Annotated in this window: 21 protein-coding genes, 1 other RNA gene and 1 riboswitch; of the genes, 16 read left to right on the top strand and 6 right to left on the bottom strand. The window is 61.6% G+C overall.

Annotation, left to right across the window (positions count from 1 at the left end):
* Positions 1-58 precede the first annotated feature (58 nt).
* Positions 59-1,342, top strand: a complete 1,284-nt coding sequence (locus ABQM86_RS13795) for a hypothetical protein (protein WP_369744691.1) — start codon at positions 59-61, stop codon at positions 1,340-1,342.
* 72 nt (positions 1,343-1,414) lie between these two features.
* Here the strand turns inward: ABQM86_RS13795 and ABQM86_RS13790 are convergent, their stop codons facing one another.
* A complete protein-coding gene (locus tag ABQM86_RS13790; RefSeq protein WP_369744690.1) occupies positions 1,415-3,988 on the bottom strand; it encodes a GH25 family lysozyme in 2,574 nt (857 codons plus the stop codon).
* 452 nt (positions 3,989-4,440) lie between these two features.
* Here ABQM86_RS13790 and ABQM86_RS13785 point away from each other — a divergent pair, with 452 nt between their 5' ends.
* The 14 genes from ABQM86_RS13785 (at position 4,441) to ABQM86_RS13720 (ending at position 15,992) form a co-directional block, all read left to right on the top strand.
* Entirely contained in the window at positions 4,441-5,664 is a 1,224-nt protein-coding gene (locus tag ABQM86_RS13785; RefSeq protein WP_369746673.1) for a CpaF family protein, read from the top strand.
* The gene (locus tag ABQM86_RS13780; RefSeq protein WP_369744689.1) at positions 5,664-6,518 is read left to right on the top strand and encodes a type II secretion system F family protein; all 855 of its coding nucleotides are present in this window, start codon (positions 5,664-5,666) and stop codon (positions 6,516-6,518) included. Before ABQM86_RS13785 ends, ABQM86_RS13780 begins: the two co-directional genes overlap by 1 nt.
* A complete protein-coding gene (locus ABQM86_RS13775) occupies positions 6,515-7,456 on the top strand; it encodes a type II secretion system F family protein (protein ID WP_369744688.1) in 942 nt (313 codons plus the stop codon). The genes ABQM86_RS13780 and ABQM86_RS13775 overlap by 4 nt, the downstream gene beginning before the upstream one ends.
* Before the next feature lie 131 nt (positions 7,457-7,587).
* Complete coding sequence (locus tag ABQM86_RS13770) at positions 7,588-7,827, top strand: hypothetical protein (RefSeq protein WP_337339806.1); 240 nt, start codon at positions 7,588-7,590, stop codon at positions 7,825-7,827.
* A 38-nt stretch (positions 7,828-7,865) separates the two neighbouring features.
* A complete protein-coding gene (locus tag ABQM86_RS13765; protein ID WP_207597594.1) occupies positions 7,866-8,249 on the top strand; it encodes a TadE/TadG family type IV pilus assembly protein in 384 nt (127 codons plus the stop codon).
* Entirely contained in the window at positions 8,236-8,826 is a 591-nt protein-coding gene (locus tag ABQM86_RS13760) for a hypothetical protein (RefSeq protein ID WP_369744686.1), read from the top strand. The genes ABQM86_RS13765 and ABQM86_RS13760 overlap by 14 nt, the downstream gene beginning before the upstream one ends.
* Complete coding sequence (locus ABQM86_RS13755) at positions 8,823-9,275, top strand: pilus assembly protein TadG-related protein (protein WP_369744685.1); 453 nt, start codon at positions 8,823-8,825, stop codon at positions 9,273-9,275. The genes ABQM86_RS13760 and ABQM86_RS13755 overlap by 4 nt, the downstream gene beginning before the upstream one ends.
* A 76-nt stretch (positions 9,276-9,351) precedes the next feature.
* The gene (gene prfB, locus ABQM86_RS13750; RefSeq protein WP_207593945.1) at positions 9,352-10,470 is read left to right on the top strand and encodes a peptide chain release factor 2; all 1,119 of its coding nucleotides are present in this window, start codon (positions 9,352-9,354) and stop codon (positions 10,468-10,470) included.
* Between the two features lie 190 nt (positions 10,471-10,660).
* Entirely contained in the window at positions 10,661-11,425 is a 765-nt protein-coding gene (gene ftsE, locus ABQM86_RS13745; protein ID WP_017198501.1) for a cell division ATP-binding protein FtsE, read from the top strand.
* A complete protein-coding gene (gene ftsX, locus ABQM86_RS13740; RefSeq protein WP_207593944.1) occupies positions 11,422-12,336 on the top strand; it encodes a permease-like cell division protein FtsX in 915 nt (304 codons plus the stop codon). Before ftsE ends, ftsX begins: the two co-directional genes overlap by 4 nt.
* A gap of 55 nt (positions 12,337-12,391) precedes the next feature.
* Complete coding sequence (locus ABQM86_RS13735) at positions 12,392-13,807, top strand: M23 family metallopeptidase (protein WP_089595581.1); 1,416 nt, start codon at positions 12,392-12,394, stop codon at positions 13,805-13,807.
* A 76-nt stretch (positions 13,808-13,883) separates the two neighbouring features.
* A complete protein-coding gene (gene smpB, locus ABQM86_RS13730; RefSeq protein WP_017198498.1) occupies positions 13,884-14,354 on the top strand; it encodes an SsrA-binding protein SmpB in 471 nt (156 codons plus the stop codon).
* A 112-nt stretch (positions 14,355-14,466) separates the two neighbouring features.
* Positions 14,467-14,835: a transfer-messenger RNA gene (ssrA, locus tag ABQM86_RS13725) on the top strand.
* A gap of 173 nt (positions 14,836-15,008) precedes the next feature.
* The gene (locus ABQM86_RS13720; protein ID WP_369744683.1) at positions 15,009-15,992 is read left to right on the top strand and encodes a S1C family serine protease; all 984 of its coding nucleotides are present in this window, start codon (positions 15,009-15,011) and stop codon (positions 15,990-15,992) included.
* 7 nt (positions 15,993-15,999) lie between these two features.
* On the opposite strand, the gene ABQM86_RS13715 is transcribed toward ABQM86_RS13720, so the two are convergent.
* Positions 16,000-16,329, bottom strand: coding sequence for a hypothetical protein (locus ABQM86_RS13715; protein WP_280628015.1), 330 nt, complete (start codon positions 16,327-16,329; stop codon positions 16,000-16,002).
* Between the two features lie 76 nt (positions 16,330-16,405).
* Between ABQM86_RS13715 and ABQM86_RS13710 the strand changes: the two genes are divergently transcribed.
* Positions 16,406-17,860, top strand: a complete 1,455-nt coding sequence (locus ABQM86_RS13710) for an MFS transporter (protein WP_369744681.1) — start codon at positions 16,406-16,408, stop codon at positions 17,858-17,860.
* A gap of 18 nt (positions 17,861-17,878) precedes the next feature.
* Here the strand turns inward: ABQM86_RS13710 and ABQM86_RS13705 are convergent, their stop codons facing one another.
* The 4 genes from ABQM86_RS13705 to hisN form a co-directional block, all read right to left on the bottom strand.
* Positions 17,879-18,592: a metal-dependent transcriptional regulator gene (locus ABQM86_RS13705; RefSeq protein ID WP_207593941.1), complete on the bottom strand. Its 714-nt coding sequence runs from the start codon at positions 18,590-18,592 to the stop codon at positions 17,879-17,881.
* 9 nt (positions 18,593-18,601) lie between these two features.
* A complete protein-coding gene (locus tag ABQM86_RS13700) occupies positions 18,602-19,426 on the bottom strand; it encodes a class I SAM-dependent methyltransferase (protein WP_369746672.1) in 825 nt (274 codons plus the stop codon).
* A gap of 73 nt (positions 19,427-19,499) precedes the next feature.
* A complete protein-coding gene (locus ABQM86_RS13695; RefSeq protein ID WP_369744679.1) occupies positions 19,500-20,909 on the bottom strand; it encodes an aminotransferase class V-fold PLP-dependent enzyme in 1,410 nt (469 codons plus the stop codon).
* 32 nt (positions 20,910-20,941) lie between these two features.
* Positions 20,942-21,055, bottom strand: a riboswitch (SAM riboswitch).
* Positions 21,056-21,239: 184 nt separating this feature from the next.
* Complete coding sequence (gene hisN, locus ABQM86_RS13690) at positions 21,240-22,052, bottom strand: histidinol-phosphatase (RefSeq protein WP_207593938.1); 813 nt, start codon at positions 22,050-22,052, stop codon at positions 21,240-21,242.
* Positions 22,053-22,102 lie beyond the last annotated feature (50 nt).

Below are 22,102 nucleotides of genomic sequence, written 5' to 3'. Positions count from 1 at the left end.
GTTCAGAATTGGAACTGCAAGCGCTGACATAACGCCGTCGCTGAGCACCAATCCCTACATGGCCGGATATGGTTCGACTGACGGTGGACGCGAGGCCACCAGCAGCTCACCGTTTGAGCCGTTGTATGCACGGGCGATTCTTATCTGGGAAGACGCCCACCCCCACATCATTATCAGCCTGGACGTCCTGGCTTTGCCGCGGGCCATGCATCAAAGGATCCGTGACAGGATCATTGACCTTACCTCGTGGTCCAGCAGCGACATCCTGATCCAGGCAACCCATACGCATAATGGACCCGCATTGATTGATACCCTTCACCCCTTCATGGCGTATGGGCTCGCGGACCTGGGTTTGGTGCGTTCCTACAGTGCCGATCTTGAAGACACCATAGTCAACCTTGCCCAGGAAGCGCTGGATGCGGATGAAACGGCGGTGACTTTCGACTATAAAGTTTCGACCCAGAATTTTTCCGCCAACCGGGTTGGGTTGCCATACACCGAGACTGCCGTGCCGATTCTGGTGGCCAGGCGGGGCAATGGTACGCCGGCTGCAGTGATTTTCAGCTATGGATGCCACCCCATCAGTGCTGGGCTTCGGACACTTTTTGATGGTGATTTCGCCGCAGGTGCCTGCAATTATATTGAGAACCGGAACCCGAATTGTTTTGCAATGTTCGTTCAGGGGCCGGCCGGTGACCAGGACCCGGGTGGAGTCCGCAGTTGGCAACTCAGGGATCAGCACGGGGACGCGTTGGGTGCCACGGTGCACTCAAACATGCAATCGGCCGGGCGTGCGCTGAGCGGCCCCATGGTCACGCGGTACCAGGAGGTCCAGTTGCCGCTGGATATAACCCCAACAGCAGGAAACCTGGCCGCAGTCCGCGCTTCCTATGTAGCCCGGCTCGCCAACCCCAACGGCCAACCCCAGTGGTACCAGCGCCATGCGCAGGTCATGATCGGGCGGATCGACAGCAACAGTATTGAAACGGCTGTGCCGTCACCCTTCCAGGTATGGAAATTCAACGGAAGCCCGCAATTAAAAATTGCCATGATTGGTGGGGAGCTCGTCAGCGGGTACGCAGCCTACTTCCGGAGCAGGAATGGCGGGAACAACGGAATTATTGTTGGAGGTTATGCAAATGAATCATGCTGCTATATCCCAAGCAATGAATTCTTTCCACCGTTCATGCCGCTGGGCAGCTATGAGGGTGGATGGGAGCCTGATTTCCCGGGAATTGCCGGTGGCTCAATGACGGTGTATGGACATTTGGCCCATTTCAAAGCGGGTACCAATGGTGTGGAGACGACGCTTGTCAATGCGATGAATGCCTTGCTTGCCTAAAGTATGCGAAAGTTGGCGGGCCCGCCCGAGGAATCCTTGGGCAGGCCCGCCATCACTTTATGAGCCCGGCCGCTACCTGGCAGCCGGTGCCAGAATTGTCAGGTTGCTCCAGCCCGTACCAATCTTGGTTGGTGTTCCCCACGACCTGTTGGCGCCCACGGGGTAGTATCGCAGGTCCCCGACGGTGGTCTTCCCGATGATGCCCAGCGAACCGGCACCTGCGAAACCACGGATCGCTGCAAAATCTGACATTACATTCCAGCCCGTGCCCACAACGCCGGCGGATTCCTGGATAAAGTTGCCGGACCCGTTGGATCGGTACAGCTTGAGATCGCCGGTGCCCGTTTTGACGAGGAGGTCGGCATTGGAATCCTTGTCGAAGTCCACCTGTGTGATCTCCAGGCCCGTCCAGCCGACGCCAATGGATACACCGGTGGAAACGGTTCTTCCGGTGGGATTGTTGAAGTAGTACAACCGGCCCGTGGCGTCATATCCCACAATTCCGGGATGTGCGTCAGCTTTCTTCCACGTGCCGACACTCAGCGTCCAGTCTTTCCAGTTGCTCCCCAGTGAGATCGCGGCTCCAAAGCCGCTGCCGTTCCTGCCGGGATAGACGTTCAAGCGCCCGTCGGACCACTGCGCCACGATGTCCAAGGCGCCGTCGCCGTTCCAGTCCGTGACGAAGCCCGCCTTCAACCCCGCCCAGCCAGTGCCAATGAGGTCTTCGGGCAACAATGCAGTGGTGCCGGTTCCCGGGTAGCGGTAGAGATTGGCATCGGGGCGGACTGCCACGATGTCCTCTTGGTCAATCCCAAGGGTGGACTCCACGTCCAGTGCTGCACCGCTGATGAGGCTTGCATCGTTCCACCCCACGCCGATAAGGCTGCGGTTACCCCACGATCCGGAACCGGCGGGGTAATAGTAGAGGTCTCCGTTCGAGGCCCAGGCGTGGAGTCCCTGCGAGTCCGCTCCATTGAAGTTGATTGCTGAGCTCACTGCCGTCATGCCACCCCAGCCCGAACCAATGACCCGACCCGGCTCGCTGATGAAGCTGCCCACACCGTTGGAGCGGAAAAGCCGCAGGGTGCCGTCCGTTGTGCGTGTGACAATGTCCTGGTTGCCGTCGCCGTCGAAGTCGATCTGGTTCAGTTGGTGTCCGCTGAACCCGGTTCCTATCAGGACACCGTTCCCGAGTCCGCCGCCACCACTGTTCGAGTATCTGTACAGGTTCCCCCGATAGTCCTGGCCGATCACTCCGGGATAGGCATCCTTGACGTTCCACCAGCCTACGGTCAGGGACATTTCCTGCCAGCCGGAACCCACTTGGATGGGCGCGTAGAAAGAACCCCCGGGAGCTCCCCGGAAGACCTTCAGCGTCCCGTCGGACCACTGGGAGAGGATGTCCTGGACTCCGTCCTGGTTCCAGTCCACCACGTAGAGCGCCTTCGCGCCGGACCATCCCGAGCCGATGGCCACAGGGCCGGTGATTCTGCCGGCCCCATTCGCCGGGAAAGCGTCCAAACGTCCTGCCGCGCTGGTGGTCAGGATGTCTGCGGCTGACTTAATGGACGGATTGGAAGGATATGAAACCCCGCGGGCAAAGGTCCGCAGCTGGTCGTAGCTGCCGTTGAAGATGTTTGAATCGCCTTCGAAGGGGCCGGTGCTGCTGTACTGCCACATGGTGTAGTTGCCCCAACTCACCGGCATGGAGCCGGGTGAGTTGGTGGGATTGTTCCAATAGGAAGCAATCCAGAGTGGATAGCTGCCGAACGTCGTGTTGCCAACGCAGGTGTTCCACCAATCGGTGGTGCTGTAGATGACCGGGAAGCGGCCGGTCAGGGCCTTTACGGTGTTCCCAAAGTCAGCTGCCCATTGCCCCAACTGCGCCTTGGACATGTCATAGCAGGTGTTCCCGAAGTAGAACCCGTTGATGGTTCGCCCGGCATAGGGGTTGTATTCGATGTCCAGGACCGGCGGGAGGGTGTACCCGTCAGCCGTCCAGCCACCACCGTTCGCTACGAAGTACCGTGCTTGATCAGCACCTGATGACCAGTTGGGGATGGCGAAGTGATAGGCACCCCGCACCATGCCCACATTGCGGGATCCGTTGTACTGCTGTGTGTAGTTCTCGTTGAGGTAGTAATTGCCTTCGGATGCCTTGACGTACGCCCAACGGGATCCTTGGTTCCACTGGCTTTGCCAGTTCACGTTTCCTTGGTGGGCACTGACATCCTGTCCTGCAATGCCGATAGTGGGCCGCCAATGGCCCGGATCGGCGGCCAAGGGGACGGCGGCGTTGACTGTGCCTCCTACTGCCCGTGACCCCGACGCTCCCGAAGCGTCTTTGCCCTGCTTGGCTGCCAGCACCCGGGGAGACCGTTGGCCCATTTCTGCGCCGCCCGCCGGGATGGCTGCCAGCATAGCCGCCTTCATCGCTTCAGCGTTCGGGGCGTTGCCGGGCATGGCCATCGTTGAGGGCGGCTGCGCTTGGGAATCGTTCGTTGACCCGGCTGCCGGCAGCGGCACTGTTGCAGGTGAAGGCCCGACGGCGGGCAACGGCTGCTGCTGCCCGGGCACCTGGGTCTCCGCGGGAGTCGAGCTGCCGGGGGATGGTGCCGGGGCACCGGTACCTGCTGGTTCCGGCACTGGGGTTGCTGACTGGGTCTCCGGTAGAGGAGCTGGGCGTGGTCCGGTCGTTTCCGCCCAGGCGGGAGATCCAAGGCAACTGCCCGCTGCCAGGGCGATCGTCAGCGCCAGGCCGACCCGGGCCAGCGGAGTCCGGCGGGACGGGTCACTTGAACGTCTTTTCATCTTTATATCCGGCCCTGTACCGCGGCTCAGCGGCGCATGGGGTGGCTTGCGGCCAAGCTCCGGGGCGGGCGCTTGCGCATGAGACCAAAGGCCAGCTCCTAACGGGCTTTACCATAACATCCTGAAACTGGAGTGACTAGTGGGATTTGGGTTGCTGACGTGACTGCTGATCCACAGTTATCCACATGCCCGCTCCTCTGGGTTGAAGGGGTGTGGGGGCTCCCTTAGCGTGAATGAGGCGAGATGTTCCTCTCGTTTATCAAACTTCGTGGGCGGTGGGGGAAGAAGTGGATGCTGTAAGGATCGTCGAGGGAGAAGTCAGGGAGCTCATCCGGCGCAGAGGATTGGATCCCCTCGAGCAGGCTTCGGATGTCAGGCTTCTGGTGGAAGCGGCAGTGAACGACTACGACGAACGTGCGCTTTTGGGCCCCCTGCCTTCCCTCGGCCACCTTGAGACTGCCCGGCGGCACATCTTCGATGCGGTGGCAGGCTTCGGGCCATTGCAGCCACTCCTGGACGATGCCGCGATTGAAGAGGTCTGGATCAATGCACCGCACGAAATCTATGTTGCCCGCAACGGTGAATCGGAACTGACGGGCATCAGCCTTACCGAGCAGCAGGTCAGGGACCTTGTAGAACGAATGCTCAAGAGTTCGGGGCGCAGGCTGGATCTTTCATCGCCGTTCGTCGATGCCGCCCTTCCTGATGGTTCGCGGTTGCACGTCGCCATCCCGGACATCACCCGGAAGCACTGGGCCGTCAACATTCGGAAGTTCATTGCCCGGGCAAGCCGCCTGGAGCATTTGGTCGAGCTGGGAAGCCTTACGCCGCAGGCGGCCCGGTTCCTTGGAGCAGCTGTGGCCAGCGGTCTCAATATCCTCGTATCGGGTGCCACCCAGGCCGGGAAGACCACAATGTTGAACTGCCTTGCCGCACACATTGGTTCCCGTGAACGTGTCATTACGGTGGAAGAGATCTTCGAACTGCAACTCCCGCTGCGCGACGTCGTGGGACTTCAGTGCCGGCAACCCAACCTGGAAGGAGGAGGCGAAATTCCGCTGCGGCGGTTGGTCAAGGAAGCCTTGAGGATGCGCCCGGACAGGCTGGTCGTGGGGGAGGTTCGTGAAGCGGAGAGCCTCGACATGCTGATTGCGCTTAACTCCGGCTTGCCAGGCATGTGCACCGTCCATGCGAATTCCGCACACGACGCAGTGACCAAGATTTGCACGCTCCCGCTTCTGGCAGGAGCAAATATTTCCAGTGCTTTCGTAGTGCCCACAGTCGCATCCTGCATCGACCTCGTGGTGCACTGCAGCCGCCACTCCAAGGGCAGGAGGCAGGTGACTGAGATCCTCTCCCTTGGACGGAGGGTCGAAAACGGAATCATCGAATCCTCGGGTGTGTTCGGCATGGTCGGCGCGCAACTGCTGCCACGGGCCAACTCCATGCCTGCCGCGGAGAAGTTCGCCCGGGCAGGATTCGACGTCGCCGCCCTATTGGAGCTGAACTGATGGCGCCCCTTCTTGGCATCCTCTGCGGCCTTGGGGTGTTCCTCATCTGGTGGTCCTCGTGGGTACAACCGCAGGTAGAAGTGAAGGAGACAGGCCCCGGGCGCCTTGAGCTGCTGCTCACCTCAGCCGGAATCGAGAAAGTCACGGGTGGAGGTCTTCTTCTCACGTGCGCAGGCTTCGGTCTCTTCGCCTTGCTGGTGTTCTACGTCGTCACGGGATCGCCTCCGGTTGCAGCCTGCTTTTCCCTCTTTGCTTCGTGGGTTCCTTTCGCAGCGGTCCGTTGGCGGGCACGCAAACGTCGGGCCGCACTTCGACTCCTGTGGCCGGACATCGTGGACCACTTACGCTCAGCCATACGTGCCGGTCTCGCCCTGCCGGAAGCGCTGATCCAATTGGGGTACAAGGGACCGGAAGAACTTCGCATGCTGTTCCTGGACTTTGGGGCGGACTACAGATCCGGCGGACAGTTTGAGGCTGCCCTGAACAGGCTGAAGGCACGGCTGGCCGATCCTGTGGCGGATCGTATTATCGAGGCACTCAGAATGACCCGCGAGGTTGGTGGTTCGGATCTCGGCCGGATGCTTGGCACTCTTTCCGAGTTCCTGAGAGACAGCGCGCGCACGCGAAGTGAGCTTGAAGCCCGACAGTCATGGACCATCAATGCAGCACGGCTTGCGGTAGCGGCGCCTTGGGTGGTCCTGGTTGTCATGGCCAGCCGGCCTGAAGCGATGCTGGCCTACAACTCGGCCACAGGAGCCATGGTCTTGCTCGGTGGGCTGCTGGTATCCGTTGTCAGCTACTCCGTGATGCTGCGGGTTGGGGCGTTGCCTGAGGATCAGCGGGTGCTTCGATGACCACTACCACCGCGTTCGCCGTGCTCTACGGGCTGCTTCTAGGGGCGGGTTGCTGGCTGATCCTGGTGCGGCTCCCCTTCATGCGCGGAAACACCTTTTCGGACCGTATAGAGGCCCAGTTGAGATCACGGAACCTGGAATCCCGGCTCCTGCGCACACCAACCTATAACCTCACACCGTTCGGCCCGCTGGAGAGGATAGTGCGTCCCATCATTGGTGACGCCATCACGTATATGTCCCGGTTCAATATCGGGTCTGCGGCGCTGGGAAAGAGGTTGGCGCGTGCTGGCTCTTCCAAATCCACCCTGGACTTCCGGGCCGAGCAGCTCCTGTGGGCCGGCGCAGGTTTCGTAGTGGCGGTACTTGTCGTCGTGATAAGCGCCGCCGCAGGGCAGTTCAGCCCGGCTTTCCTTGTTGTTTGTGTCGTCACTGGTGCAGCAGGGGGGTACTTGCTCCGTGACTATGTTCTGGGACAACGGATCAAAAAGCGGGAATCGGCGATGCTGTCCGAATTTCCCAGTCTCGCGGAGTTGATGGCGCTCGCCGTTGCTGCAGGCGAGAGCGCCATGGGCGCCATGGACAGGGTAAGCCGCAGTTCCAGTGGGGAACTTTCTGCAGAGTTTGGTCTGGTCCTCGCTGATGCCAGGTCCGGCAAGTCACTTTCGGAGGCACTCCACGCGTTCTCCATGAGGTCGGAGCTGCCGCCCTTGGTCAGGTTTTTTGACGGGCTGGTGGTCGCGGTGGAACGGGGGACGCCCTTGGCCGATGTCCTCCGGGCGCAGGCCGCGGACGTCCGCGACGCCGCAAAACGCGAGCTCATGGAGTCCGCAGGCAGGAAAGAAATTGCCATGATGGTTCCCCTCGTTTTCGGGGTGCTCCCGCTGACAGTCGTCTTCGCTGCCTTCCCGGCCATGGCTGCGCTGGAAATCAGCCTGTAAGCCAGCCGTCAAGAACGCCCAGGTTTTATCCGTCGAGGCAGTCCAGTCCATGGATGCAGCACGGTCCACCGAATCCACCGCATCACTTCACGCCATATCCGTCCGCCGATCCATTCATCCTGGGGAGAACAATGAACCGCATTACAAGAAGACTGTCCGCCACCTCCTTCCTGAGCGTCGTCAGCAGCTCGTGGGTTATGGCGGTCGCGTTCAGGGGACTGTCCTGTGCCGAGGACCGGGATCGAGGGGATGTGCCTGGCTGGGTCATGATTACTCTGATGTCGGCTGTCCTGGTCGCTGGCCTTCTTGCCCTGGCTGCTCCTGCTTTGGAGGGCTTGTTCGATCAGGCGATTGAGAAAGTGGGCCAGTAGGAGTGCGGCCGGACACCGCCGTTGTTCCAGGGCTTCGGATAAAGCAACGGCGGAACGCCTCCGATGAGTGCGGGTCCGCCGTTGTCGACTTTGTTTTGGTCGGCGCGCTGTTGACGCTGTTCTTCATGGCGATCATCCAGCTCACCTTGGTGTTGCACGTCCGCAACACCCTGATTGATGCCGCGGCCTCCGGTGCGCGTTACGGGGCCTTGGCGGATCGGACACCGGCAGATGCACGGGCACGGACCGCGGAGTTGATTCGCTCCGCCTTGAACAGTGACTTTTCCGGGGACATCGTTTGCAGCGACGTCATGGTGGACGGAGCCCGCACCTTGGAGGTGACGGTGACGGCGCCCTTGCCGGTTGTCGGGCTGGTTGGTCCCCGTGGCTTGCTGGAGGTGAAGGGTCATGCAGCACACTGAGCCACGCCTGAACCTGCTCAAAGCCTTCAGGCAAAGGATGCACCAGGCACTATGCCTCTCTGCCGGGCCGGCCGGGGTGCCCGCTGACGGTTCCTTTGGGGTGCCCGCCGGGGATCGAGTCGGGGTGCCCGCCAGGAGGTTCGGGCCAGGCGCGGGGGCGCTTGGGGGCGAACAGGGAAGTGCCGTAGTGGAATTTACGTTCCTGGCTGTACTGCTCATGGTCCCCGTGGTCTATTTCGTGGTGACGGTGGGACAGATCCAAGGGGGGTCTTTTGCGGTGGTCGGGGCCGCCGACCAAGCCGCGAAGGTGTTTGTGGCGCGGGATGAGCTTGCCGATGCCGGGGCGGCGGCGGAACGGGCAGTCTTCCTTGCCCTGGGGGACTACGGGCATACCCCGGACAACGCCAGGGTTGAGGTGTCGTGTGACAGAGCGGACTGTCTGTCGGCTGGAGCAAAGGTGACGGTGACGGTCACCCTCGATGTTCCCTTGCCCCTGATGCCCTTTGGAGACACAGTGGGCATGAGTGCCGCCAGGTTGAGTGCATCGGCCACTCAAGCAGTGGGGCGCTTCCTGTGACGACGCTGCTCAACGGAAAAACCCGCGAAGACGGCGAGATCGCCGTTCTCATTATTGGCTTCGTTGTGCTTGCGCTCCTTCTGGCAACAGTGGTCATGGCCGTCTCGGCGGTCTATTTGGAGCACAAGAAACTGTTGTCGCTGGCGGACGGAGCAGCGCTTGCCGCTGCCGACTCCTTCATGGTGGGGGATATAGGGGCCGGGAGCCGCCCTGAACCGTCGTTGGTGGATGAGCGCGTGCGGTCCGGGGCAGCCTCCTACCTCTCCGGCACTGGCGCCTCTTCCCATCATGACCGCCTTGCCCTGGCGGCCGGCACTGGCAGCGAGCCCGGCGGCACAGCCGTAGTGGTCCTTACCGCTGTGGCCCATCCTCCGGTCATCAGCTTCCTCCTGCCGGACGGGATCCTGGTTGAGGCTCGATCGGTAGCCCGCTCATCTTTAACGCAGTAACGGTCCGGGTCATGGTCCGGCAGGAAAGAACGGAGCCGTCGGGGGAGCGTGACGGATAGCGTACGCTGGGAGGACCATGGCTGAGATAGATTTTCCCGCAGAAATCCGCGCACTTCGCGCAACTTACAGCTCCATCGAGAACGTTACCGATGTTGATGCACTAAAGGCTGAGATCGCTGAACTGAGCGAGCAAGCCGGAGCCCCGGACCTTTGGGATGACCCGGCTTCTGCCCAGGTGATAACTTCGCGGTTGTCACACCGGCAGTCCGAAGTTGAGCGTCTTTCCAAGCTGGACTCCCGGATCGACGACCTTGAAGTCCTGGTGGAACTCGGCCAGGACGAGGGCGACGAAGACTCCATGGCGGAGGCTGCCAAGGAGTTGGCGTCCATTCGCAAGGCTCTGGCGGAACTCGAAATCACCACGCTGTTGGCAGGCGAGTACGACGAACGCGAAGCGGTGGTTACCATCCGTGCGGGTGCCGGTGGAGTTGACGCGGCAGATTTCGCCGAGATGCTGATGCGGATGTACCTGCGCTGGGCAGAACGCCACGGGTACCCCACCACCGTGATGGATACGTCCTATGCCGAGGAGGCGGGACTGAAATCCGCCACCTTTGAGGTCAAGGCGCCGTACGCGTTCGGCACGTTGAGCGTCGAAGCAGGAACACACCGGTTGGTCCGCATCAGCCCCTTCGACAACCAAGGCCGCCGACAGACGTCCTTTGCGGCAGTGGAAGTTATTCCGTTGATCGAACAGACGGACTCCATCGAAATTCCGGATAACGAAATTCGTGTTGACGTCTTCCGTTCCTCGGGGCCCGGAGGCCAGTCGGTCAACACCACCGACTCGGCAGTGCGGTTGACTCACATCCCCACGGGCATTGTGGTCTCGATGCAGAACGAAAAGTCACAGCTTCAGAACCGTGCCGCTGCCATGCGCGTGCTTCAGTCCCGATTGCTGCTGGTCAAGAAGGAACAGGAGGACGCGGAAAAGAAGGCCTTGGCCGGAGACGTCAAGGCGTCCTGGGGTGACCAGATGCGCTCCTACGTCCTCAACCCGTACCAGATGGTCAAAGATCTGCGAACGGAACATGAAGTAGGCAACACCTCAGCAGTCCTGGACGGCGACATCGATGACTTCATTGACGCCGGCATCCGTTGGCGTACAGGCAACCGCAACGCGGCAGCCGGCTAGGACGGAGAAGGGCGGAGTCCGGTTCGCGCCAACGCTCTGGATTCCGCGACACACCCTCCAAAGCCCGGTAAATCCGGGCTGCCCGTGCGTATAGTCGAGTGGCCGGTGCTCTCACTTCCCCCATCGAAAGCCCGCGCTCCGGCTGTTGGACTGGGCGACTATGTCATGTCCGGCGGGGTTCTAAAGGGCCATGATCAGATTTGAGAATGTCACCAAGGTCTACGAGCAGAATGCCCGACCGGCGCTCGACTCTGTCAGCCTTGAGATCAACCGCGGCGAATTCACCTTCCTCGTAGGTGCTTCGGGCTCAGGCAAGTCCACTTTTCTTCGCTTGATCCTGAAGGAAGACAAAGCCTCGTCCGGGTCTGTGTATGTTGCCGGGCAGAACGTTGCCAACATTTCGAGCTGGCGTGTACCCAAGCTTCGTCGCGGCATCGGCGTGGTGTTCCAGGACTTCCGCCTGCTCCCGCAGAAGAATGTCTTCGCCAACGTTGCCTTCGCGATGCAGGTGATTGGCAAGAGCCGTTCAATAATCCGCGAAACCGTTCCTGAGGTCCTGAAGACTGTTGGCCTGGAGGGCAAGGAGCGGCGCATGCCCCACGAACTTTCAGGTGGCGAGCAGCAACGTGTGGCCATCGCCCGCGCCGTCGTAAACCGTCCCGGCATCCTGCTGGCTGACGAACCGACCGGCAACCTGGACCCCATCACCTCGATGGGAATCATGGGAGTCCTGGACAAGATCAACCAGAACGGCACCACAGTAGTCATGGCAACCCACGACGACGACATCGTCAATGAAATGCGCCGCCGGGTGGTGGAGCTCAAGAACGGCAAGGTTATTCGGGACGAAGCCAAGGCGCTCTACACCTCGATGATTCCGGTGGTTGGCGAATCGCGCCGCCTGCGGGATGCCAGCGGCGAGGAACTCAACCGTGCACAGGGGGCGCAGCTGTGAGGCTCCTGTTCATCCTGGGGGAAATCGGCAGTGGCTTGCGCCGGAACCTTTCCATGGTCATTTCAGTGGTCCTGGTAACGTTCGTTTCCCTGACATTCGTCGGTGCGGCCGGCATGCTGCAGATGCAGATCAACCAGATGAAGGGCTACTGGTACGACAAAGTCCAGGTGGCGGTCTTCCTTTGCAACGACGGTTCGACGGCGGTGGGCTGCGCTTCGGGTCCGGCCACCCAGGAGCAGCAGGAAAACCTGCAGGCCATGCTTGAGTCGCCGGCGGTCAAGCAATACATCAACGATTTCCAGTTCGAATCCCAGGCTGAGGCTTACACGCACTTTAAGGAACAGTTCTCCAATTCACCGATTGTGGATTCGGTGTCCGAGGACCAGCTGCCGGCTTCCTTCCGGATCAACATGAAGAACCCGGAAAAGTACCAGATCATCAGCGAGACGTTCTCCTCCCAGCCGGGAGTCGAGACGGTCAGCGACCAGCGGCAGGTTTTGGAGCGCATCTTCTCCTGGATGAACGGTGCGTCGGTTGCTGCGATGGGCGTAGCCGTGGTCATGATCTTCTGCGCAGTGCTTCTCATTACCACCACCATCCGGCTTTCTGCCTTCAGCCGACGCCGGGAAACCGGGATCATGCGGCTCGTTGGAGCATCCAAAACGGTCATCCAACTCCCGTTCATCCTGGAGGGTGTTATCGCTGCCGTTGTGGGGGCAGTCCTAGCCTCGGTCACGCTCTGGTTGATGGCGCACTTCTGGCTTAATGGTGAGCTGTCGACACAGTTCCTCAACACCCCCTTTATTTCCTCCACCCAGGTGCTGGTGATCGCGCCCGTGCTGATTGCCTTGGGTGCGGGTTTGGCTGGGATATCCTCGCTTTTGACCCTCCGCAAGTATTTGAAGGTCTAGCGATGACCGCCCAAGCCCGATCACCCTTCATGCTGACAACCGAAAAGGACTCCTGATGACCGCGTTGGACCCGATCTCCCTGCGCCGGCGCTTTGCGTCGGGCAATGCTCGGATCATGGGTGCCGTGCTTGCTGTGGGTCTGGCTGTCAGCCTCCTGTCGGGCGCGCCCGCTGCCCAGGCCGACAACCTTGAAGACCAGCAGGCCGCACTTGAAGCTGAAGCCGCCAGGGTTCAGGCATCCCTGGAGTTTGTCGATGCCAACATCGCCAAGGCTGCCGGCGACCTGGTGATCTACCAGGGCCGCCTTCCCGGAGCCCAGCAGGCGCTGCTTGAGGCGCAGGGCCGGGTGGCGAGTGCGGTCAAGGAAGTTGAAGCTCTGGCGGCCAGGGTTGAACTTGCCCAGCAAAACAAGGCCAAGATCACCGAGCAGTTGGAAAGTGATAAACAGAAGATCACTGATACCAAGAAACTGATCGGTCAGATCGCCTCCCAGGCTTACAAGTCCGGTGGTGTTCCCACCAACATCGCCCTTCTGTTCGGGTCCAGTGAGTCCGGCAACCTGACCGAGTCCATGGACTTGGCTGACCAGGCCATGCGCAGCCAGAACGCCGCCATGACCAAGCTGACCCAGCAGAACGCCACGAACGTGAATTCCCAGGCACGGCTGGTAGCCGTCGAAGAAGAGATCCAAGATCTCAAAGCAAAAGCAGACGCTGCGCTTGACCGGGAGAAATCGGCAAGGGACGAGGCTGCGAACAAGAAAGCCGAAGTCGACAAGCTCATTGAAGACACCACGCGCCTGAATGGGCAGCTTCAGGCTGCCAAACCGGGTATCGAAGCCAATCTGGCCCGCGTCAAGGCTGAGCAGAACACCGTGGCCGCTGAAATCGTAGAGCGCGACCGGAAACTCAGGGAAGCCTGGGAAGCGGAGCAGCGCCGTCTTGCTGAAGAGGCTGCCGCAGCGGCCGCAGCCGCAGCAGCGGCCCAAGGCCGTCCGGCCCCACCAGAGCAGCCGTACGTTCCACCGGCAGCAGGATCGCCGTCCGCCTTCGGACTGCGTCACCCCTTTGCCAGTTATGTTCCCATCACCTCCGGATTCGGCTGGCGCGCAACGCCCCCGGGTACCATCGACTTCTACGGTACGGGTGGCTACATGCACACCGGCATCGACTTTGGCGCGGCATGTGGCACTCCGGTCTACGCGGCGGCTGCAGGCGAGGTCTTCAACTCAGGATGGAACTCAGCCGACGGCGGTGGATGGCGTGTGAAGCTGTCCCATGGCGTAGTCCAGGGCAATTCGCTGACCACCATCTACTACCACAACAGCAGCATTGTGGTGTCGAACGGCCAACGCGTTTCTGCCGGCCAACTGATCGCCTACTCGGGAAGCACCGGTAACTCGACCGGTTGCCATGCGCACTTCGAAACGTGGTTGAACGGTTCCGCTGTGGATCCCATGAACCTCCTCTAGTGTGTGGGGAGTGCTCGGGAGGCCCCCGGCACTGGCGTACACTAGTTGAAATCCGCATCTAACAAGGAGTTCTACCGTGCCCAAGGAAAGTGGCCGTAAGGTAGTGGCCACCAATCGGAAGGCCCGGCATAACTACCATGTCCTGGACACCTATGAGGCCGGCATCGCCCTCATGGGAACAGAAGTGAAGTCCCTTCGTGAAGGCCATGCCTCCATGGTGGACGGCTTCTGCACCTTCTACAACGACGAGTTGTGGATGGAAGGTATCCATATCCCTGAGTATCACCAAGGGAGCTGGACCAACCACGCCGCGCGCCGGCGTCGTAAGCTCTTGCTTCATCGCGATGAACTGGACAAAATCTCGCAGAAGATCCGCGAGTCCGGCTTCACCGTGGTGCCGCTCCAGTTGTACTTCCTGGATGGCCGCGCCAAGGTGGAAATCGCCATTGCCCGAGGCAAAAAGGATTACGACAAGCGCCAAACGCTGCGTGAGCAGCAGGACAAGCGCGAATCGCTGCGTGAGTTGCGGGAGCGCAACCGCCGGTAGCGCCACGCCCACCGCGCCCGTGGAATGTTCCACCGGATGCATGCGTTATGATGAGTAGTCCGAAGGGAATTCGACAAGGTCGATGTTCCAGTCGGGTTTGGTAACAAAATACGGGGATGATCGGTTTCGACGATGTTAGTCGCGACAGGTGAAGCGGGCCGAGGATGCAGAATTATCTCGTAAACGCTGTCTGCAAACCAATAAGTGCCGAATCTAAGCGCACTGACTTCGCTCTCGCTGCCTAAGCAGTAAGACAGTCCGTCAGCCCGGGGTTGCTATCGCCCCGGTTCCTGGCGTCATTTAGATAGCCACTGCTGTTTGCCTTCGTCATTGAGGTAAACGGGACTTTTAGATGACTGGGCCCGGATCAGCCACCTGTTCGCAGGATGGCTGGGGCCGAGAAAATCCGACGCGAACTGCGCCCGGAGAAGCCCTGACAAAACGACATCGGACGGGGGTTCAATTCCCCCCATCTCCACCCACGGAAAGCCCTCGGATCATCGTGATCCGGGGGTTTTTCCATGCCCGAACGCACCAAGGCAGGACACTTCCACGTTCACCCACGGCGTACTGTCCGCAGGACTATCAGCCAAGGGCCGGCGGTTGAACTGGATAAGCGCCGAACCACGGCGGAGCGGTGGCAGGAGGCATGTGATGAGCACTGAACCGGACTTCGAACTGCAAGTCCCTGACGACGACGAGCAGGCCATGGATGCGTACTCGAAGATCGTGGTCCGGGTTGCGGAATCTGTGACACCCCACGTCGCCGCCATCGAGATGACCAGCACCGGCCGGAGGGGCCAGATCCGCAAGGGCAGTGGCTCGGCCGTGGTCTTCACCGGCGATGGATACATGCTGACGAACGCCCATGTAGTGGCTGGTATCCGGTCCGGCCGGGCTGTGTTCGCCGACGGGAGACACACGGACGTGGAGTTGGTGGGCGCGGATCCTTTATCCGATCTCGCCGTGGTCCGTGGCGTGAAGTCCACGCCGCCTCCGGCAGTGCTGGGCAATGCCGAAATCCTGAAGGTGGGCCAGTTGGTGATCGCCGTGGGAAACCCGCTGGGTCTGGCCGGCTCGGTGACTGCGGGCGTCGTCAGTGGGTTGGGCAGGTCCATTCCCGTCAGGGCGGGCGAACACCAGCGGGTCATCGAGGATGTGATCCAAACCGACGCTGCCCTGAATCCGGGGAATTCCGGCGGAGCCTTGGCCGATACTCGCGGCCGCATCGTGGGCATCAACACCGCGGTAGCAGGATTGGGCCTGGGTTTGGCCGTGCCCATCAACACCACCACTCAGCGCATTATCGCGTCCCTGCTGAGGGATGGCCGGGTGCACCGTGCGTATTTGGGCTTGGTGAGCACGCCAATTCCCCTGGATGCAAGTGCCGTTGTACGGACGGGGCAGAAGGAAGGCTTGCGGGTGGTAGAGGTGATTCCACAGTCTCCAGCGGAGCTGTCCGGACTTCAACCCGGGGACATCGTGCTCCGCGCCCAGGGACGGGCTGTGTCCAGTGCCGAGAGCCTGCAGAAGTTGTTGTTCGAAGAGGCCATTGGCCAACCCTTCCCCCTGACCGTGCTGCGGGAGGGGAAACCAGTGCAGATTCTTGCGGTGCCCTCCGAGATGGTCCAGCCGTGAACGGAGGCTAGGCCTTGCTCTCCGGAACATCGACGACGCCCACGAAGCGGCTGCCGACCCCCTCGTATTCGCTGCGTACTTCCCCGAGGAAGAGCTTGGGAAGGTCACTGCTCCGGTGGGTACCGCAATAGACGAAGGAAAAGTCCGGCCACCACTTTTTGGGCCTAATGGCCTCGGAATAGCCGCACACGGCACAGGTCAGATGGACCCAGACGGGGCGTTTGCCGGTACGGTTGGCGCGCGACTGCACCAACCAAGCGGGGGGATTGTCTTGCATGTCGCGGAGTTCGGCTTCGGAAAGCCTGGACGGAATACCGTGGCGCTGTGCCATTTCCATCGAAATATCAAGGGCCAATGCGGCATCACGTCTGCTGATCACCACTCAACGATACGGGACTTCACGGGCGTAGGCTGTGCTCATGACTGACGCTGCCGCGCTTCTGCCGAGTACTCCGCTACAGAAACGCGTGCTGGTGGTGGCGATCGTGGCGTCGTTCATCGCCATCCTCGATGGTTTTGTGGTCAATCTCGCACTGCCTGCCATCGGCAGGGAGCTCGGTGGCGGCCTGGTCATCCAACAATGGGTAGTAGACGCGTACCTGCTGACCTTGGGTGCGTTGATCCTGGTGGCCGGCTCGTTGTCCGACCATTTCGGCAGGGCGCGAATCCTCGAATGGGGCCTGGCGGGTTTCGCGGTGACCTCGGTCTTGTGTGGGCTGGCGTGGTCCGGCGAAGTCCTGGTGGTGTCGCGGGCACTGCAGGGTATTGCAGGGGCCCTCCTGGTCCCCAGTTCGCTGGCCATGATTATTACGTCGTTCACCGGTCCGGCCCAATCCAAAGCAATCGGCCAGTGGTCCGGCTGGACCAGCGCTGCGGCCATCGTGGGTCCGGTGATTGGCGGCATGGCGGTGGACCTGCTTTCCTGGCGGGTCATCTTCTTCATCAATGTCATTCCCGCCGTTGCCATTTGGCCCATGCTCGCAGGTCTCCGGGCATCCGACGCCGCGAGGGACAAGAGCAAACATATTGACTACCTCGGAGCCGTCCTGGCCATGGTGGGCCTCGGTGGCCCTGTGTTTGCGTTCATCGAACAGAGCCGCATGGGCTGGGGGAGCGTGCAGGTGTGGTTGCCTCTGGTGGCCGGCATCGCAGCCATGGTGCTTTTCCTGCTCCATGAGGCAAGGACTGCCGAGCCCATGCTGCCACTCAGGCTCTTCGCGATCCGCAACTTTGGGTGGGGCAACCTGGCAACGCTGGCCATTTACGGTGGAATTTCCCTGGGGTTCTTTGTTTTGGGCATCTATCTTCAGCAAGTTGGGGGGATGGCTGCCACTATGGCGGGCATCGCCCTGCTGCCTGGCACCGTCATCCTCATGCTGTGTGCCTCGTATTTTGGTGGCTTGGCAGGGAAGTACGGGCCCCGATGGTTCATGACCGTGGGTCCGCTGCTGTGTGGTGTGGGCTTCCTGATGTCGTTGTCGGTCCAGGAGCCGTTGAATTATTGGACACAGGTACTGCCGGGCCAGATTGTTTTCGGAGTGGGATTGGCTACCTTGGTGGCGCCCCTGACAGCCGCCATTCTTGGTGCTGTCCCGCCCGAGGAGGCGGGAATTGGTTCGGCGGTCAACAACGCCGTTGCCCGCATTGCCGGCTTGATCACCATTGCCTTCGCGGGACTGATCGTGGGGCCGATCTTCAGCCGCGATGGTTTGTACAACGCCCTGTTGGTCACAGCCGCACTGTTCCTGACCGGGGCAGTAGCTTCCGCCGTCGGGATAAGAAATCCGCCCAAGGGGGCGGCGATTGCCGCTGACGGGCAACCTGATGCAGCGTCCGACGACGGCGGGGCGGCCGGGCATCCCGGCTGAGCTCCGGCCGGGGTTGGGTCAGCGGGCGGGAAGGACGCAGCCCTCGTGGGCTTCAGCGCTCTGGACCCAGAGTGCGGACGTGACTTCGTCGGCGAGATCGAACTCGCGGCCTGAGGTGCCGCTCCCAATCCGCACCACCAGTGCTCCGCCGAAAGGTTTGCGGCCGACCACTTCAACCGGGGCGTCGAGGGTGATCTCTTCCGCTGCCAGGTATCTGAGGAGATCCGGGTTTTCGTCGCTGATCCTGGTGATACGCCCGGAGTGGCCTTGGTCCAGTTCAATCATGCGGTAGGCGTGCGGCAGTTCAACGGAGCCATCCGCCGAAGGGATCGGATCACCGTGCGGGTCCCTGACGGGGTGGCCAAGTTTGTCGGACATGCGCTCGATGAAGGTATCCGACACTGCATGCTCCAGCATCTCAGCTTCGTCGTGGACCTCATCCCAGCTGTACCCGAGTTCTTCCACCAGATAGGTCTCAATGAGGCGATGCCGGCGCACCATGGCCAATGCCAGGCGCATGCCCGCCGGTGTCAGGCGAATGGCGCTGTAGGGCTGGTGGTCCACCAGTCCCTGGTCCTTGAGCTTGCGGACCATTTCAGACACGGAGGAATTAGCCACACCCAGGCGCTGGGCAAGCTGGGAGGACGTTATCGGCTTGTCTTGCCACTCTGTGTACGAGTAGATGACCTTGACGTAGTCCTCAATCGAGGAGGAGGGCGTACTGGTCTTCACACCTCAAGCCTACCGTGGCCGCGCAGCGCGCACCTTGAACGCCCGCCAGGTCTGCGTCACGTACGGCAGTGGAACGCTGTCTCCCGGTGCGTGCCCCAGATGCTCGTAGAGGTACCACTCCAGGTTGCCCATGACTTTCGCCCTGGTGGCGTCGTTGGCGCGGAGATAATAGCTCCGCGACTTGGTCAGCTCCATGATGTCTTCGGGCGTCAAGGCATCCGACCAGCGGGTGAAGTGGCTTTCCGCGCCGGAAAATTCCGGGCCGATCAGTGGACGGAACCCTGGCTTGTGGACGTCTCCGGCATGCATGATGCGCGAGAGCCGATGAACCCAGGGCACGTCGGTATCCAGCTGGTTCCAGACCAGTCCCAAGGTCCCGTGCGGCCGGAGGATACGGGCTATCTCGGTGCTCGCGGCCAGTGGGTCGCACCAATGCCAGGCCTGGGCAACACTGACGACGTCGAATGCTGAGTCCGTCAGTCCTGTTGCTTCAGCTGTTCCCTCCAGCGCGGTGACGTGCGGCTGGGACTTGCGCAGCTGCTCCAGCATGTCGGTGGAAGGGTCGACGGCGGCAACGTCCAGTCCGCGCTCCACGAGGAGGGCCGTGAACTTGCCAGTACCCGCTCCGAGATCCGCAGCAGTCGTGGCCCCCTGGGGAACAAGCCATTCGACGGACTCCCGGGGATAACCGGGCCGCACTCGATCGTAGTGCTCGCCACCGTCCTGGAAGCTCTGGCCGAACTCGTTCCGACGGTCAGCGTGGAGCTTGGGACCATGCGGTCCGGCGGGTCCGGGAACGCCGGGCCGTCCGCTGGAGGCGGCCGGAGAGGGCAATGCCACCAAAAACTCCTTCACAGGGTCGCCAAAAGATACCCTACGAATTTACCGCAGCCGCGGTAAAGCGCGTTTAGTCAACAGTGCAAGGAGCAGCGCCTGCAGTGCCGGGCGTGTTGGGCGCCCATTCCGGGTAGGTCCGGTGGTCGTTGGCAGGTACCCAGCGGCCCTCGTCCACCACATAGTCCCAGCCCAACCCGTTGCGCTTAAGCCCCTCGATGCCTGCGAGCAGCCTCGTGGCGTCCTCCAACCGGGAGCCGACGCCAAAGCTGGCACGCAAGGAGCCTGAGGGAAGTCCGAGTCGCTTGAGCAGTGGGTGGGCGCAGAAGCGTCCATCCCGGAGGCCAACTCCGTGCTCGGCGGCCAGATACGCCGCCACCAGTCCGGCGTCGAATCCTTCCACGGAGAAGTTGACCACACCGATGGTGTCATCTGAGTCAGTGAAGATCTGGTGCACGGTCACGCCGTCGATGGCCTCCAAGCCATCCACCAGGTACCTGCGGATGGCGGCTTCATGGGCGTGCCACGCCTCCTGGTCCAGCCCGGCGAGGACCTGGGTGGCCCGGGCGAGGGTTGCGGCACCCAGGACATTGGGGGAGCCGCCTTCGTGGCGGGCAGGGCCCGTTGCCCAGCTCACCGAGTCGAGGCGGGCTTCACGGACGGCGCCGCCACCAGCCAGGTGGGGGATCCCGGCGTCGAGCCAGTCCGGGCGGCCCACTACGACGCCTGCGCCGAAGGGGGCATACAGCTTGTGACCGGAGAACACCACGTAGTCAACGTCGTCCTCCGTGATGTTGATCCGGCGGTGGGGTGCCAATTGGGCGGCATCCACGACGATCCTGGCACCGTATTCGTGCGCCAGTGCAGCGAGTTCTGCGATCGGCAGGATTTCACCTGTCACGTTGGAGGCGCCAGTGACGGCGAGCAGGCTGACCCCGCCTTGGGCCAATTCATCGCGGAGCTTGTCCACCGTGGCGGTCAACGTGGAGGCCGCTACGACGCTGCGGTGCGGGACACCCTGCCAAGGAAGAAGGTTGGCGTGGTGTTCGATGTCCAGATAAACGACTTCCCCGGAGAAACGGCCGTCAATCTGCGGAAGGCAGCCTGCCAGGAGATTCAGGGAGTCTGTGGTGTTTCGCGTGAAAATCACGGAATCGTCGGGACGCCCGCCGACGAACTCACGGACAATACTGCGCGAATTCTCATAGACCGAGGTGCTGATCTGGGACGCAAAGCCCGCGCCGCGGTGAACGCTGGCGTAGTAAGGAAGGACCTCGTTGAGGTAGGCCGAGACGATGGTCAGGGCCGGAGCCGATGCGCCGTAGTCCAGATTCGCATAGCGGACGTGGCCGCCCTGGATCAGCGGTGCCTGCAGCTCAGCGCCAGTGACGGCGGCGAGTGGCCGTGCAGCGGGAGCTGCCTGAGACGGGGTTTCACCGGCGAAAGCCGGGATGATGTTTGAGTCGAACGTAACTGTGCTCATGGGACCTCACTCAAGAGGGATCCCCGGAGGGGGATCCGCGCTTGCCGCATCCGTTCCGGACCGGCCGGGTCGTCACCCGGGGCACCCCGCCGCGAATGGAGGGTTGCCGGCCAGCAAACCGGGGTTTAGCGCTGGCACTCGTGACCTGTAAAAAAGGTTAGGGCACCTCCAGTGGCCCCTCCAAAGTCGCTTCGCTTTGTTAAGCACTTTGTTACGCCGGGTTGTAAATCGCCGATCTGGCGAAGAAAAAACGGCGGACGCCTCCAAAAGGAGGCTTCCGCCTTCGAATATTCGGTGAAAAGCAGCGTGCGTGCCCTGAAACGAACCTGCCTAGAGCAGGTCGTCCAGGCCCGGGTTGAGCCGCTTGAGGACTTCCGAGTGAAGGATGGAGTTGGTGGCCAGCGCGTTGCCGCCGAACGGACCGTCGTCGCCTTCCAGGGAGGTGAAACGGCCACCGGCCTCCGTAACGATCGGGACGAGGGCTGCCATGTCGTACAGGTTCAGCTCAGGCTCGCACGCGATGTCCACTGCACCCTCGGCCACCAGGCAGTATGACCAAAAATCGCCGTAGGCCCGGGTTCGCCATACATCCTCTGTGAGCCCCAGGAACTCATCCAGGTTTCCGCGGTCCTTCCACCCGGACAGGCTTGAGTAGGACAAGGAGGCATCGGACAGGCGGGAAACGTTGGAGACCTTCAAACGGGTGGCCGCGGCAAGGGACCGGCCCATGTAGGCGCCCATGTCCTTGGCAGCCCACCAGCGTTTTCCCAAGGCGGGTGCACTGACGACGCCAACCACGGGTTCACCCTCATCAACCAATGCGATCAATGTTGCCCACACCGGTACGCCCCGGACAAAGTTCTTGGTCCCGTCGATGGGATCAATGATCCAACGCCGTGAGCCGTGTCCGCTGCTGCCAAACTCCTCGCCAAGGACAGCATCCCGGGGGCGGGACCGGGAGAGCTGACCCCGGATGGCTTCCTCCGCTGCTTTGTCGGCGTCAGTGACAGGTGTGAGGTCTGGCTTGGTTTCGATCTTCAGGTCCAGGGCCTTGAAGCGGTCCATGGTCTGGGCATCGACTGAGTCAGCGAGGACGTGGGCAAGGCGCAGGTCATCGTTGTAGGTGGAAACGGGATGGGTCATGCCACCAAACTATCCTGAAACGTTCGCTGCAGCGGGGACGTGAAGCCGCA

Origin of the sequence: Paenarthrobacter sp. AMU7, from assembly GCF_041200195.1 — a bacterium.
GTDB lineage: Bacteria > Actinomycetota > Actinomycetes > Actinomycetales > Micrococcaceae > Arthrobacter.
The sequence above is the reverse complement of the archived record's forward strand: the minus strand, read 5'-3'. Positions and strand labels throughout refer to the sequence as shown.